This window comes from Flavihumibacter stibioxidans (assembly GCF_014332695.1).
Taxonomy (GTDB): Bacteria; Bacteroidota; Bacteroidia; order Chitinophagales; family Chitinophagaceae; genus Flavihumibacter; species Flavihumibacter stibioxidans.
On record NZ_MBUA01000012.1, the window covers coordinates 871,936 to 887,068 of the forward strand.

Consider the following 15,133-nt stretch of genomic DNA (forward strand, 5'->3'; position numbering starts at 1 on the left):
TTAAACATTTTATTCCGGCATTGGGGTTACAAAGGGCCAACCGTTCCGCCATTTCAATTCGCGGATGATCAGCTTTGATCGTCCTTTATCCTTTGCATCGTAACCGTGACAAACAAGCAGGTTTTTATCGCCATCGGTGATTACGGCATTATGCCCAACGCCATGCCAGTCGCGACTTCCCTCAAAAACCGTGGTACCGCCGCCAAGTGTCATGGCCACCCCTTCCCAATCCAGGTAGGGGCCTTCCAGTTTTTCTGACCTGCCTGCCACCACTTTATAGGTGCTTCTTTCCCCGCGGCAACAATAGTCGAAGGAAACAAACAAATAATAATAACCATCTTTTTTGAAAATGAAAGGCGCTTCGATGGCCGCATCACCGGCAACGCTATCGGGAAGATAAAAACTCCTGGGCCGGGATGCCAGTGTAAACCATTGCTCCGGCTGGGCCGGCGCAGTTTGATCATCGTTAAGCCGCACCAGTTTGATGCCGTTCCAGAAGGAGCCAAAGCTCAGCCAGGCCTGATTTTTATCATCACGAACCAGGTTGGGGTCGATCGCATTCCACATATCGCGGCCGGGTACAGACTGGATCACTTTTCCCCTGTCCATCCATTTAAAATCTTTTGAGGCGGGATCCAGGGTTTTATTTACCGCCAGCCCGATGGCGGAAGTGTTTTTTCCAAATGCGGAGACACTGTAATAAAGGTGATAGAGGCCATTGTGGTAACTTATATCCGGGGCCCAGGTATGTCCCCGATATCCTTTGATGTTTTCAATGGCCCATGTCGGCGGCTCGCTGAATACCGGCTTTTCGGCTGTCCATAGCTGTTTGTCCTTTGAGCTCCAGACGCTGATGCCCATGCCGGTCGCAAACAGGTACCAGGTATCTTTCTCCTTGATCATCACGGGATCATGTACCGGCACGGCCGATGTCGCCAATGGCTGCTTCGGTTGCCCGATCACCATACCTGCCACCAGCAGCCCTCCCGTCAACAATCCCAGAATCTTCCTTTTCATTTTATTCAGTTTCTCCTCACCCGTCGGGTGGCACCCGACGGGTGAGCTTGCCAAAATCAATCCACCAGGATTTTCAATTGATTGATTTACAATATTTTTTGTTTTTGAACACTGTTCACCCGTCGGGTGGCACCCGACGGGTGAACAGTGTTCATTTTTTTACTGGCACCCTTATTACGGTTAGTGAGTGCGAAGCCAGATTCAGGCTGATCTTTTTGCCTTTCACCTGCAGGGCAGATTCTGCCGGCGCAATCGCTTTGGGCTGGTCCAGGGAATTTACCTGCTCCAGCTGAGCACTTTTCAAAACGACCAGTTTAATGACATTCCCATTCCGCTTCAGCCCGTCAACAACAATATTCCGGTTTACACCAGCACCTGATGCATTCACAATCTTCAGGACCAATTCACCGGCATTCTCATCCAGAACAGATGAAGCATAGAGGCTGTCCTGGCCTGTCAGGGCTTTTCCGCCACTGAGGGCACTCACCACATGCGTTCCTTTATTAACGGAAAATAATTTCTGCACGTAATAGTTGGGTGTGCCATATACCCGAAGGTTATCCACCCAGATCAGGTCAGGCGTCCACTGCCATCCCTCCACATGGGCAAAGAGCGGCGCATAGGAGGCCATATGCACTACTTCCGCATTTCGCTCAAGGCCGGTCAGGAAAGCAGCTTCCGCCATCGCGGTCAGCCAGTTATTACGGTTATGGATACTCACTGTTCTATCGCTCTGCGCGGCATATTCACCTGCGAAAACTTTGGAACCATTTCTATCATAACTGTCATACCGCGCTGCATTCCCCAAAAACCATTCCGGACGGCGGTAATAATGTTCATCGATGATATCCGCACCCATTTTCCGCAACTCCTTATTCAGGAATTCAAATCTTTCTCCCTCGGGATCCGTGCCTGAACTGTTCACAATCTTTATGGAAGGATATTTTTCCCTGATGGCTTTCGTAAATACTTTCAGTCGCTCCACATACTGCGGTCCCCAGTTCTCATTGCCAACGCCAATATATTTAAGGTTGAATGGGGCCGGATGACCCATCTCAGCACGCAGCTTTCCCCATTTCGTAGATACCTCACCGTTAGCAAACTCGATCAGGTCCAGCGCATCCTGCACATACGGTTCCAACTGATCCAGGGGAACCACTTCAGCAGTATTGAACTGGCAGGCCATGCCGCAGTTCAGGATGGGCAGGGGCTCGGCGCCAATATCCTCGGACATCTGGAAGTATTCAAAGAAACCCAAACCGAAAGTCTGGAAATAATCAGGGGTGGGACGATGCGCAAATTCGGCGTTCCAGCGATTAATGATCTGCTGTCGCTGCTCAACGGGGCCCACCGTTTTTTTCCACTGGTAGCGAACAGTGAGGTCATGTCCCTCCACGATACATCCGCCGGGGAAACGAACAAAACCGGGTTTCATATCAGCCAGCATCTGCACCATGTCTGCACGCAGGCCACCTTTACGCCCCTTCCAGGTATCCTCTGGAAACAATGAAATCATATCCAGGTCGAGCTGACCATTGCCCTCAAACCAGATATTCAGTTTGGCTTTCGGGCTGGTGGCGTTTGAGGTAAAACTTACAGACCCCTTCTTCCAGTCAGCAGACTGGTCGGGAACAAAACTGGTACTGCCAATCACGCCACCTTTTTCATCTATGAGTTCCAGGTACATGGTTACACCCTTTTCCGGCTGCCGGTACCAAACAGAAAAATCGTAACGCAGTCCGGCTTTTATTCCCATCCCGCGAAAGCCTTCATTGGACAGGCCGAATTTCCCCTTTTCCGCACCGGCAGCAAGAACCCGCAAAAAACGCGGATTTGCTTCCTGTGCGAAACCACGGTTCAAAACGAGAAATGACCCTTCTTTAACCTGACTGCCCTGTGGTGTCCATCCCATCAGGGGTTTATAAAATTCAAAGGAACGGTTCTTTACCAGTTCGGCATACATACCTCCATCGGCGCCAAGGTTGATGTCCTCAAAAAACACCCCCCACATGGTTGATTGTACCGGAGCAATTTTTTTAGCAGCATTAACCACAATATCGTTACCCTGCTGTGCCTGCAATGAGCCGCCCAGCATGGCAGCCATTACCAGCGATAGACTTAGTTTATTCATCATCGTTATTTTTTCTTTCCCCAGATCGCAACACCTTCGTTGTTGAGACCTGTAAATATGATTGTGTTCTTTTTATTCTCCCAGTCGCGCCCTTTCTGCACATACACTTTGTCTGTAAACCCATTGCCCCATTTCAACTCAAGCCAGGGCGCGGTATAGGTCCAGGTACCGGCATTCCCATTCAGGCTGCCATCCGCCCCAATTACAAGGTTAATACTGGTCTGGAAATCCGGGGACAATTGTTCTTCCGCGTATCCCGGTACGATCCTGTATCCCAGAATGATCTGCTCATAACTGCCAGCAATATCCGAAGAAGCCACCAGGCTGTTGTCTTCCCATGCATAGCGCTCAGGAGACACAACCGGCCATCCACCTGCCGTCCAGAATATCTTGCGTACATGCAGGTTCATGAAATACTTTCCGTTACCCGGACGTGCCTGGTGTGCCATGAAATACTGACCGGCACCATCTTCAAAAACCGCGCAGTGGGCTACGCCCTGGTAACCGCTGTGATTGCTGAACTGGTAAGGGGCCAGGATCATCGGGCCATGGTCTTCACTGAGGTTCACATCCTTTCCATTAAAATCATAAAAGGGACCATCTGGTTTGTCTCCTTTTGCCACCCGCACATTGTATTTTGTTTCCAGCCAGTCATATGAAATGAAGAGGTAATATTTTTTCTGCTGCGCATTATAGATTACTTCGGGTCCTTCGATATTGCCATTGTATCGGCCACCGGTAAAACCACGGTTGGCAATCCTTTTACCTTTATATCCGGATGACATGGCAAGTCCGGTCGCAGGATCTAACTGTAATGTATAGATGCCATCCCAGGCTGAACCATAATAGAACCACTGTTCGCCGGCCGGTGTTACCACCACAGCAGGATCAATGGCGTTTGTCTGCACAGTATTATCATTCCTGGAAACAACCACCAGGTCCTTTTCCGTCCAGGGCCCTTCCGGGGAGGTGGCGGTTGCAAGGCCGATTACACTTAACCGGGGCACAGCACTTGATAAAGAATAATAGAGGCGAAATTCATTTCCAACTTTCAACACATAGGGGGCCCAGAGCGCATCAAAAGGAGTCCCTCCGTTCTGCCGGATAAAAGCTGCGCCTTTGGCGGGCAATCCGTTAAAAACCCAGCCTACGGTCTGCCACTGTACAAGGTCTTTTGATTTCCTGACCTGCAGCCCTGCCCTGATGGCGGAACCATAGGCCACATCTGTACTGTAACTGTAGTAGTAGTCGCCATGTTTAATGATGGATGGATCATGCACATTATGCGAGCCCCAGAACAGGAACTTGTCAACGGAAGAGATATCAGCATAATCATCACGAATGGTATTGATATCAAATACCGGAGCAGGCGTAGGACCAGGAGTGGGACCAGGTGCCGGTTCAGGTGATACCCCGTCTTTTTTGGAGCATGATACCGCCAACATTGCTGCCACTGCCGCAACACTTAAGATAGACCTGATGTATCTGATCCGCATGCCTTTGAGTTTTGCCGGGTTATTGCAATTCAAGTACTACCACCGACGCCGGAGGCATTTTTACTGTCAGTTTATTTCCTTTCAGGCTGGCACCCTTGAAGGGAGCGGGCCTGATCTTTTCCGGCTGGTCAAAACTATTGTAGTCCTGGATTCTGGCGGATGCCAGTATGCGGCCGCTTAACTGCCTGTAGTTTGTACCATCTACCTCCACAGTAATTTCCTGTGTGGCACCCGGATGAATATTTACCAGCGACATATGGGTTTTGCCAAATTTATCCTTTGAAGCAGATGCTGATACCGCCGGCATTTTTTCTGTACCAAGTACATAATCCGGACTCTTCAATTCAACAGGGATCATGGTGGCATCCTGGTGTACATTGTACATTTCCATCACGTGGAAAGTAGGCGTCAGGATCAGTTTCTCCTTATTGGTCAGGATGACCGCCTGCAATACATTGATGGTCTGGGCCAGGTTGGCCATCCTGATACGGTCAGCATGGTTGTTGAAAATATTGAGGGTCATGCCGGCAATCATCGCATCCCGCATAGTGTTCTGCTGCTGCAGGAAACCCGGATTGGTACCGGGATCCGGCGCATACCAGCCACCCCATTCATCCACTACCAGTGCCACTTTCTTTGCCGGATCATATTTGTCCATGATGGCCGAATGTTTGTTCACCAGTTCCTCCATTTTCCAGGCAGCCTTCATACTCAGCATATACTGTTGCTCGGAAAACTCCGTGGACGATCCCTTATTGCCCCAGTCAATTACGGCATAGTGATGCAATGCCACACCTTCCAGCATCTGGTGCGGGATATCGCGCATCAGCACTTCCGTCCATTTATAGTCGCCTGAATTGGCACCGGACGCGATCCGGAACATTTTATCACTGTTGTTCCAGTCGGTCATGAAGGTTGCATATTTCCTGTACTCATTGGCATAGTACTCCGGTGTCATATTGCCGCCACAGCCCCAGGCTTCATTGCCCACACCCCAGAATTTCACGCCCCATGGCTTTACGCGGCCATGTTCCTGGCGCCATTTACTCATAGGGCTCAGGCCGTCAAAATTTACATACTGGACCCAGTCGATCAGTTCCTGTACCGTACCGCTTCCCATATTACCGGCCAGGTATGGTTCAGCCCCAATTCTTTCGCACATGTTCAGGAAATCATGGGTACCGAAACTGTTGTCTTCCGTTACGCCGCCCCACCATTTGTTTACAATGGATGGACGCTGGGAACGCGGGCCCACTCCGTCTTTCCAGTGATAGGTATCGGCAAAACATCCGCCCGGCCAGCGAAGAACCGGTACTTTCAGTTTTTTCAGCGCAGCAATTACATCATTCCGCACACCCTCAGTATGAGGTATTACAGTACTGGTATCTCCGACAAAAAAACCTCCGTAGATACAGGTTCCCAGGTGCTCGGCAAAATGACCGTAAATATTTTTATTGATGGTATGTTGGGCAGATGCCGGTTTCAATACCACCGTTGCATTCTGTACGGACTGGGCATACAGGGGAAGGGAAGCTGTTGCAAGGCAGAATACAGTACCCGCAATTAAATGATGTTGAATATGGCGTGCAATCCTGGTCAGCATAGAAGTTATTTAAGCAAATGAATTGTACAATTTACACTTATATACAGAAATAGAGAAATGAGGAAGTAGAAAGATCGGGATGCAGGGATTTTGAAAAAAAGAGGAGAAGACCGGGAAACCGGGAAAGGTTCCCCTGATCTCCTCCATTAATCGACTGCTGCTTGCTATATGAAAAAAACTCAATAACTCAGATTTTGTTTCCAGCCGCGGTTGATATCGATCTCAGACTGCGGGATGGGGAAATATTCACGTCCGGCCTGGTATGAATTGAATTCCGGGTCACGTGATTTCAACAATGCCAGTTTCGCAGGATCCTGCAACCAGCCCCAGCGGCGGATATCATCAAAACGTTTTCCCTCCAGGCAGAATTCCAGCAGGCGCTCCTGTGCGATCTGGTCGCGCATCTGGGCCTGTGTCATACCGGGTTTGGTCACAGCCAGGTCGGGCAGACCAACGCGGCTGCGCACCCGCTGGATATACGGATAGGCCTGAGCGGTAGATCCGTTTTCATTCAGGCATTCGGCGTACATCAGCAATACGTCTGCATAGCGCATCAGACGCTCGTTGATACCGGAACGCCAGTCGAACTCATTGGGTTTTGTTTCATCGTTCTCATACTTACGACAGAAAAGATCATTCAGGTCAGCCGGATTTCCTCCATAGAATACGGAAAACTCCTGGCCATATAATTTCAAACCTGGTTTGTTGTAGAACATGGTTGCCACCAAACGCGGATCATCATCACCACCGGCTGTTTTCTCTTCCAGGAAGGAATTGAATACGCTGCGCGTGGGTTGTACGTCCACAAATCCAAATCCGCGGGGACCATAAGTAATGGCACGGGCGCTGGTTTTGCCCCAGCCGGAGGAAGGAGTACCACCCCAGCCGAGTTCTGTACCACCCGCACTCAGGTCAAACTGCACTTCAAAAATGGATTCCTTATTGTTCTCGGCAACCTCCGTGAAATTATCACGATAGTTGGGCATAAGATCATATACGCCAAGGTCAATTACTGCCTTGAAAGCGGCGGCGGCTGCAGTATAATCTTTCTTGGTAGTATGAAACATATGGGCCTTTCCAAGATAGGCAAGGGCAGCACCTTTTGTGGCACGACCTTTTTGTCCCTGGTCGGGACCGCCCACCGCATCATAACTCACCGGAAGCAAGTTGGCAGCCTGCTGGAAATCGGCAATTACCTTATCCCATCCCTGCTCTGCAGATTCCTGCTCCATATAAAACTCATCTTTACTGGCGGGTAACGATGTAGGGTAAGCGACATTACCCCAGAAATTAGCCAGGTGGAAAAAATACAAACCACGCAGGAAATACGCCTGACCCATTATCCTGTCCTTAAGTGCCGCATCCATTTCGATGGCTGGCACATAATTCAATACCTGGTTGGCTTTTGAAATTCCTTCATACCACGCACCATAAGACCAGGCATAGATGGCCCCATCAGCAGTGTTCAGTGCGAACTTCCCGGTATTATACATCTGCAACCAGGGACTGTTACTCTTGGCATCATCGCCACGGGTGTCCATCATCAAAGGAGTGCTGCGCATATAACTTCCATCAATCAGCAAGCTGGCATAAGCCGCATTTATTCCTTTAATAGCATCGGTACCCGTATTCCAGAAGCTGGCCGATGTTGGCGCATTGGGGTTTACCAGGTCAAGCTTTTTTTCGCAGGCCGAGAAACCGATTGTTGCGGCGGCCATCAATACCGCATATATTTTATTAGTTGGCATTTTCATTTTCGTTAAGTTTTGAAGATTTCGCAATACTTAGAATCCGGCCTGGATTCCGAACATATAGGTTCTTGGATTTGGCCATGAACCGATATCGAAACCGCGGCTGTAAAGGCCATCGTTAAAGAAGTCGGGATCATATCCGCGGTATTTTGAAATGGTCAAAGCGTTTTGTCCGGAGATATAGAAACGAAGTGAATTAATCACTTTGGTACGGCCCAGGAGCTCTGACGGCATGGTATAACCGACCTGGAAGTTCTGCAGTCGCACATAATTACCGCTTTCCACAAAACGATCACTCAGGCGGGCGTTGCCATTGGGGTCACCGATCACCGGCCGCGGAACATTGGTATTCATATTGGTTGGGGTCCAGTAATTCAGGAAATCAGTGTGGTAGTTGGCATAAAGCCCCAGCATCAGGTCGTGGTAGATACCATTCACCACCTTGTTACCTGCGTGTCCCTGCCAGAACATGGAGAAATCAAAATTACCATAGCTGGCGCCGGCATTCAGGCCAAAATACACTTTCGGAATAGAGTTACCCTGGTAAACCCGGTCAAGATCATTGATCACATTGTCTCCATTGGTATCAACAAAACGAACATCGCCTGGAGCCGCATTAATCTGCTGTGCATGCTTGGCAACATCTTCAGCCGTGTTGAACAGTCCGGCAGTTTTATACACATAGATCTCTCCGATTGAGCGGCCCACTTCCGTCTTGCTTCCTGTGCCATAAACGGGATCATTGTTATCTCCCAATTTCAGCACTTCGTTCTTAACCGTGTGCATGTTGGCATTCAGGTTGTATTTGAACTTGCCGATCTCATTGCGGTAACCCAAACTGAATTCAAAACCACTGTTACGGATAGACGCAGCATTGGTAGTGATATTCGACGGGAAAGAACCCACTGTCAAAGGAATTGGCAATCCGAACAACAGGTCTTTGTTTGTATTGCGGTAGTATTCTGCAGAGAGTGTGATTTTTTCATTCAGGAAGCCCGCATCAAAACCAGCGTATGAAGTTACTTTGGTTTCCCATTTCAGGGAAGGGTCCACCACGTTAATGGTGGAAGTACCCGGGGCCAGTGTGCCATTGAACACGTAACTGGCATTGGTATTCACAAAAGCCTGGTAAAGGTAGTTGCCGATATTCTGGTTGCCCAGTTCACCGTAACCACCACGCAGTTTCAGCGAGCTGATAAAGTCGGGCAGTTGCATGAAATGTTCGTTGTGCAGGTTCCATGCACCAGCTACGGAAGCAAAATTACCCCAGCGGTTGGTGGATGCAAAACGGGAAGATCCATCACGACGGAAGTTAACTGTCAGCAGGTAACGATCATCGTAATTGTAATTCATACGACCCAGGTAAGAAAGAATGGCATTCTCCTGGAAGCCGCTTGAAACAGTTTTTCCTTCTGCCGGAGCCTGCTCGAAATTGGGATAATAAGGCTCTGTGAGACCACGTGCACTGGCATAAATGCCTTCTCCCCTTTCATACTGGTAGGTAACACCACCCAGCAGATCGAAGCCATGCTTTCCGAAGTCTTTCTTGTAGGTAAGCAGGTTTTCCATCATGGAAGAAGTATTGATTCCGCGGTTGTCACGCAGCAGGGAAAGTGTATTGGTATAATATGTTCCCATTTCAAACTCGGGCTCGAAATAGGTATCCTTCCAATCGGTACGGTCATAGCTAAGGTTCATCCTGTATTTGAGCCCCTTCAGCAATTCAAGTTCACCCCAGGCGCTTCCCAGCATACGGCCACGGTTGCTCCTGTTATCGAGCATTGCGTTCATACCGATCACATTCAGCATGATACCACGGTAGATGGTCTCGGCAGGGCCGCCAAATCCACCCTTGTGGGTTTCATCATGAACCGGGATAGTGGGGAAGGCTGTAACCAGACTGGTTACCATGCCGCCAAATACGGCGCGGGATCCCATGTCGTTGAACGGGGCGATCTTATCAGACTGGCTGTAGGCAACTTTTACACCATATGAAAAAATGCCTTTCTTGCCGCCGAGGTTCGCGTTCAATGAATAACGGTTGTATTTCTGCGGTCCGCGATAGGTTCCCTCCTGGTCAAAATAGCCCAGAGAAACATTGTAGGTTGCTGCTTCGCTGCCACCAGAGAAACCAACATTGTGGTCCTGGATGATACCGGTCTTCATGCCTTCTTTCTGCCAGTCTGTATTCACATCAGTGACATAAAAGGGACTGGCCGGATCATTTGCCGGAGCAATGGACAAGCCTGCGTTTTGCTCCGCAGCACTAACGATCTTCTGGTAATCTGTGCGACCGGTAAGAGGCAGTGTTTTAGGATTCCATTGCGCGCCCATATAACCATTATAATTAACCTTGAGTGCTCCGGCCTTTCCTTTTTTTGTAGTGATGATCACCACACCGGTGGCGGCACGTGAACCGTAAATAGCTCCTGCAGAGGCATCTTTCAGAACCTGGATGCTCTCAATATCACCAGGGTTGAAATCAAATGGCGCACTAAGGGGAACACCATCCACCACAAACAGCGGGTCATTGCTGGTGAAAGAACTTACACCACGTACCTTGATGCGCACATATCCGCCGGGCTCACCTGAACCATGTACTGTAACACCGGCTATCTGCCCCTGAAGCATTTTAGCCACATCATATGATGCTGTCTTTTTAGCCTCATCTACTTTAACCACACCCACAGAACCTGTGAGGTCTTTCTTCCTTTGTGTACCATATCCCACCACCACAATATCATCCAGCGTGCCGGATTTCTCCTGTAATGAAATGGCAATGGCTTGCCCGGACTGAACAGTAACGGACTGGTCGTTAAATCCAACGTGACTGAGTTCCAGTACATCATTTGATTTTGCCTCAATGGTGAAGCGGCCTTCATTGTCTGTGGTAACCACTTTTTTGCTGCCTTTCAGCGCAACGGTAACACCAACAAGGGGATTACCTTTTGAGTCTGTAATTTTTCCGGAAACGGGAGAGGTTCCTGTCTGGGCAGAAACCGGAATGGAAGTCATCAGGAAAGCGAAGGTGATGCACAACATGATGCACCGGAGGCTTCGGGTGACAAGCAATCTCATAAGTTATTTTTAAATATGGTTCAAAATGTGGAAACCAACCATGCGAAGGTTAAATTCCTTGCACTAAAATAAATGTATTTTTGACATTTATTCCATTTTTCTAAAAATATTTTTAAGATTTTTTTTTGGGGGGCGGGGCTATTTTTCCACTGAAGTACTAATAAATAGGTATGTAAATCCCTTATTCAGCCTAGTTAATGTATTTTAGACGCTTATTTGTGTTATTTTAATTCGTATCTTATGTTGTTGCCTTCATCCATTAACACGAATAACCTGTTCTTAATGAGTGAACTAGCCGCATGAAAAAGGGAGAGATCAAACCACTGATCAGCAAAAAAGTATTACTGGAGAAATTTCCGGGCAAAGGTGGCTGGACATATGCCCGGCTTCCGGAACTTGCCCCGGACAAGCATGCCTGGTTTGGGTGGGTACGGGTGAACGGATCAATAGACGGCGTGGAATTGAAACATTATAACCTGATGCCCATGGGCAATGGCCAGCTTTTTCTTCCGGTAAAAGCAGCCATCAGGAAGAAGATCGGAAAAGAAGCAGGTGACCAGGTGGAAGTTATCCTGTACCCCGACAATTCAACAATTGAAATACCGGAGAATTTTTTGCTTTGCCTGCAGGATGAACCGGCTGCGCTAAGGAAATTCGAAAAACTGCCAGACCAGGAAAAGATCCGCCTCATTAAATGGATCGAAGCCCCGGCAAACGACGAAACACGCATCAACCGAATGGCAAAAGCGGTGAACGATCTGGCCGCATCCTGACTTATCTTTATCGCATGAGCAAGCCCATGCGATTATCCCAACTCAGCCTTCTGATCCAGGAAGCCCTGCAGGAAACCTTTGCGTGGAAAAGGTTCTGGGTGATGGCTGAAGTGAGTAACCACAGCTTTTACTCCCAGAAGGGATTTCATTATTTCGACCTGGTGGAAACGGAAAACCGCGATGGCAGGGGAAAATCCGGAGCTGCGATCCTCAGCAAAATCCCGGCTGTAGCATGGGCAACCGGCGCAGCCAGGATCAGGGCTTTTGAAACGGCAACCGGACAAAAATTCGGAAATGAGATCCAGGTGTTGGCTGAAGTATCGGTGGACTATCACCCGGTTTACGGATTAAAACTAACCCTGCTGGATATTGATGCCAGGTTTACACTCGGACAACTCGAACAGAAACGCCAGGCAACCATCAGCAGGCTCATACACGAATGCCCGGACTATGTATGGCAGGTCGATGAAATCCTGCATACTTTTAACCAGGAGCTTGAACTGCCCCGGGTCATACAACGTATTGCGGTGATCAGTTCGCGTACTGCTGCGGGTTATGAAGACTTCCTTCACAGCCTTGAAAATAATCCCTTCCATTACACTTTTATCATTGATGGATTTTTTACTACTGTACAGGGAGAAAACAATGCGCCTGAACTTGCCGCAACATTTGAGGATGTAACAAAGGCGGCAGCGCGCACAGGTATTGATTATGATGCAGTGGTCATTATTCGTGGGGGTGGTGCAAGTACCGACCTGTTGATCTTCGACCAGTTTGAAATTGCCGCCGCAGTGGCTACCTGTCCCTTTCCGGTACTGACCGGGATCGGCCACCAGAAGAACGAAACCATTACTGACCTGATGGCCCATACCTCACTCAAAACGCCCACAAAAGTTGCGGAATTCATATTACAGCAGAACCGGAGTTTTGAACTGGAACTACTGCAGTTGCAGCAGTCTGTCATCATCTATTCACAGCAGATGCTGGCAGCCTCCAGGCAGGAACTGATGCAGTTGAAATCAAGCCTGATCCACCAATCACAGGCATCCCTGATTCAACATAAACACGATCTCCTGGTGAAAAAACAGATGCTGGCCCGGCAACCTTCCCTCCTGCTGGCAGCCAGGCAGCAAAACCTGCATTTACTGGACAGGCAGCTGGCCACCGCAAACCGGAATTTCCTGCGATTGCATCAGAATGAACTCGAAAGCCTGCTAAGACTGTTCCGCATGGCTTCACCTGAAAAAGCATTGCAAAGAGGTTTTGCCCTGGTTGAGAGCAAAGGGAAACTGATCGCCAATGCAGATGGAGTGGTAGTGGGCGATGAAATCAGGGTAATCCTGGGAAGCACCGCATTGGGAACAACTGTAAATACAAAAACAAACTATGATGGAAAACCATTTGACCTATGAGTCGGCCTATGCCGAGCTGCAGCAGATAGCAGCCGACATTGAAAATGAAACGATCACGGTGGACCAGCTGGCGGAAAAAGTGAAGCGTGCCGCCTTGCTCATCGAATATTGCCAGGCGCGGCTTAGATCCACCGAAGCAGAAGTCAGCAAGATCATCGGCCAGCTGGAATAGTGCTGTTTTCCCTCCACCCGTCGGGTGGCACCCGACGGGTGGAGGGGGGAAAATTATCATGAAAGCCTTAACTTTTAGCAAAAAGCCAAATGCATACACATCTATTCCCTACCATTCTTCTCAGCGCAATAACGCTGGCCGCTTTCACCCCGGCCCTTGCACAGGACTTCGACCTGCTAATCCGTAACGGCAGGATCATCAATGGTACCGGGAACGCCTGGTTTCATGGGGATGTGGGAATCAAAGACGGCAAAATCCTTGCTGTAGGTAACCTGCAGCAGGGGGCGGCAACAAAAACCATTGACGCAAAAGGACTTGCCGTGGCCCCCGGCTTTATAGATGTACACGGACATATCGAGGGCAGCATCTTCCAGCGCCCGACTGCCGACAATTTTATCTATGACGGCGTTACCTCCATCATTACCGGCAACTGCGGTGGCTCGGCAGATAATCTCGCCGAATTCTTCAGGAAAATTGACAGCACCAAAACCTCCATCAATGTGGCCTCCCTGGTGGGACATAATACGGTGCGCCGGCTGGCGGTAGGCCTGGCCGACAAATCCATTACACCTGCGGACCAGCAAAAAATGGATGAACTCCTTGATAAAGCCATGAAGGATGGCGCAGTGGGCATGTCAACAGGGCTTATCTACCTGCCGGGCATGTATTCCAAAACAGAAGAAGTGGTCAGCCTTGCAAAGGTTGCCGCAAAAAACGGTGGCGTATATGCCTCGCACATTCGCAGCGAAGGCAACAAAGTGGCGGAAGCCATCGAAGAAGCCATTGCGATCGGCCGCCAGGCAAATATCCCCGTACAGGTTTCCCATTTCAAGGTGGCGGGAAAAGCCAACTGGGGCCGTTCTGCGGAAACCCTTGCCTATATCGAAAAAGCCAGGCGCGAAGGGTATGATGTCTCCATTGACCAATACCCTTACACTGCCAGCAGTACCAACCTGAATACACAGTTGCCCGACTGGGCACAATCCGGCGGACTCGATTCCATCAGGATCAGGCTGAAAGAGGAAGCCACCAAAAAACGCATCGTAGCAGACATGCTGGCAAACCTGAAAAGAAACAAATACAAGGATTACAGCTATGCTGTGGTGGCGCGTTTTGAAAGCGACAGTAATTATAACGGAAAGTCAATCAGTGAGATCAACCGCATCAAAGGCCGTAAAGCCAAACCAAAAGATGAAATTCTCACGGTGCTGGAAATGATCGCGGCCGGAGGTGCCCAAATGATCTACCACAGCATGAATGAAGAGGATGTGCGGCATTTCATGAAATATCCCAACAATATGGTCGGTGCAGATGCCGGAGTGGCCACAGGAACCGGCGTGCCGCATCCCCGCGGTTATGGAAGCAATGCGAGGGTTTTGGGGAAATATGTGCGCGAAGAAAAACTCATCACCCTGGAAGAAGCCATCCGCCGTATGACCAGTCTGGCGGCCCAGAAATTCAGGCTGGCAGACAGGGGCCTGATCCTGCCCGGCATGGCTGCCGATATCGTAATCTTTGATCCCGCCACAGTAACCGACAAATCAACTTTCACCCAACCCCACCAGTTCTCGGAAGGTTTCCGGTATGTTCTGGTAAATGGACAGGTTGTGATAGAAGATGGCAAACACAATGGCACCAGAAGCGGGATGGTATTATTCGGTAACGCCCATAAACCCTGATGGTGCGGTCTCCCTGCAAAT

10 protein-coding genes are annotated in these 15,133 nt (G+C 49.3%); 4 read left to right on the forward strand and 6 right to left on the reverse strand.

Annotated elements, in window-relative coordinates:
* Positions 1 to 9: 9 nt before the first annotated feature.
* The 6 genes from BC349_RS10840 to BC349_RS10865 form a co-directional block, all read right to left on the reverse strand.
* Complete coding sequence (locus tag BC349_RS10840) at positions 10 to 1,017, reverse strand: arabinan endo-1,5-alpha-L-arabinosidase (RefSeq protein ID WP_246456892.1); 1,008 nt, start codon at positions 1,015 to 1,017, stop codon at positions 10 to 12.
* Between the two features lie 151 nt (positions 1,018 to 1,168).
* A complete protein-coding gene (locus BC349_RS10845; protein WP_187256740.1) occupies positions 1,169 to 3,151 on the reverse strand; it encodes an alpha-L-arabinofuranosidase C-terminal domain-containing protein in 1,983 nt (660 codons plus the stop codon).
* Between the two features lie 2 nt (positions 3,152 to 3,153).
* Positions 3,154 to 4,644, reverse strand: a complete 1,491-nt coding sequence (locus tag BC349_RS10850) for an arabinan endo-1,5-alpha-L-arabinosidase (RefSeq protein ID WP_187256741.1) — start codon at positions 4,642 to 4,644, stop codon at positions 3,154 to 3,156.
* 19 nt (positions 4,645 to 4,663) lie between these two features.
* A complete protein-coding gene (locus BC349_RS10855) occupies positions 4,664 to 6,247 on the reverse strand; it encodes an alpha-N-arabinofuranosidase (RefSeq protein WP_187256742.1) in 1,584 nt (527 codons plus the stop codon).
* A gap of 179 nt (positions 6,248 to 6,426) precedes the next feature.
* Positions 6,427 to 8,001: a RagB/SusD family nutrient uptake outer membrane protein gene (locus BC349_RS10860; protein ID WP_187256743.1), complete on the reverse strand. Its 1,575-nt coding sequence runs from the start codon at positions 7,999 to 8,001 to the stop codon at positions 6,427 to 6,429.
* A 30-nt stretch (positions 8,002 to 8,031) separates the two neighbouring features.
* A complete protein-coding gene (locus tag BC349_RS10865) occupies positions 8,032 to 11,076 on the reverse strand; it encodes a SusC/RagA family TonB-linked outer membrane protein (RefSeq protein ID WP_187256744.1) in 3,045 nt (1,014 codons plus the stop codon).
* 299 nt (positions 11,077 to 11,375) lie between these two features.
* Here BC349_RS10865 and BC349_RS10870 point away from each other — a divergent pair, with 299 nt between their 5' ends.
* From BC349_RS10870 to BC349_RS10885, 4 genes are all read left to right on the forward strand, one after another.
* On the forward strand, positions 11,376 to 11,849 hold the full coding sequence (locus BC349_RS10870; RefSeq protein WP_187256745.1) for a YdeI/OmpD-associated family protein: 474 nt from the start codon (positions 11,376 to 11,378) through the stop codon (positions 11,847 to 11,849).
* Positions 11,850 to 11,863: 14 nt separating this feature from the next.
* Complete coding sequence (gene xseA, locus BC349_RS10875) at positions 11,864 to 13,261, forward strand: exodeoxyribonuclease VII large subunit (protein ID WP_187256746.1); 1,398 nt, start codon at positions 11,864 to 11,866, stop codon at positions 13,259 to 13,261.
* Positions 13,236 to 13,433, forward strand: coding sequence for an exodeoxyribonuclease VII small subunit (gene xseB / locus BC349_RS10880; RefSeq protein ID WP_246456894.1), 198 nt, complete (start codon positions 13,236 to 13,238; stop codon positions 13,431 to 13,433). The genes xseA and xseB overlap by 26 nt, the downstream gene beginning before the upstream one ends.
* A gap of 89 nt (positions 13,434 to 13,522) precedes the next feature.
* Positions 13,523 to 15,112, forward strand: coding sequence for an N-acyl-D-amino-acid deacylase family protein (locus BC349_RS10885; RefSeq protein WP_187256747.1), 1,590 nt, complete (start codon positions 13,523 to 13,525; stop codon positions 15,110 to 15,112).
* Positions 15,113 to 15,133 lie beyond the last annotated feature (21 nt).

Bases quoted from the DNA above. Each gene is read 5' to 3' on its own strand.
- BC349_RS10885 (WP_187256747.1), top strand. From the start codon at position 13,523: ATGCATACACATCTATTCCCTACCATTCTTCTCAGCGCAATAACGCTG.
- BC349_RS10860 (WP_187256743.1), bottom strand. From the start codon at position 8,001: ATGAAAATGCCAACTAATAAAATATATGCGGTATTGATGGCCGCCGCA.
- BC349_RS10870 (WP_187256745.1), top strand. From the start codon at position 11,376: ATGAAAAAGGGAGAGATCAAACCACTGATCAGCAAAAAAGTATTACTG.
- BC349_RS10855 (WP_187256742.1), bottom strand. From the start codon at position 6,247: ATGCTGACCAGGATTGCACGCCATATTCAACATCATTTAATTGCGGGT.
- BC349_RS10865 (WP_187256744.1), bottom strand. From the start codon at position 11,076: ATGAGATTGCTTGTCACCCGAAGCCTCCGGTGCATCATGTTGTGCATC.
- xseB (WP_246456894.1), top strand. From the start codon at position 13,236: ATGATGGAAAACCATTTGACCTATGAGTCGGCCTATGCCGAGCTGCAG.
- BC349_RS10850 (WP_187256741.1), bottom strand. From the start codon at position 4,644: ATGCGGATCAGATACATCAGGTCTATCTTAAGTGTTGCGGCAGTGGCA.
- BC349_RS10845 (WP_187256740.1), bottom strand. From the start codon at position 3,151: ATGATGAATAAACTAAGTCTATCGCTGGTAATGGCTGCCATGCTGGGC.
- xseA (WP_187256746.1), top strand. From the start codon at position 11,864: ATGAGCAAGCCCATGCGATTATCCCAACTCAGCCTTCTGATCCAGGAA.
- BC349_RS10840 (WP_246456892.1), bottom strand. From the start codon at position 1,017: ATGAAAAGGAAGATTCTGGGATTGTTGACGGGAGGGCTGCTGGTGGCA.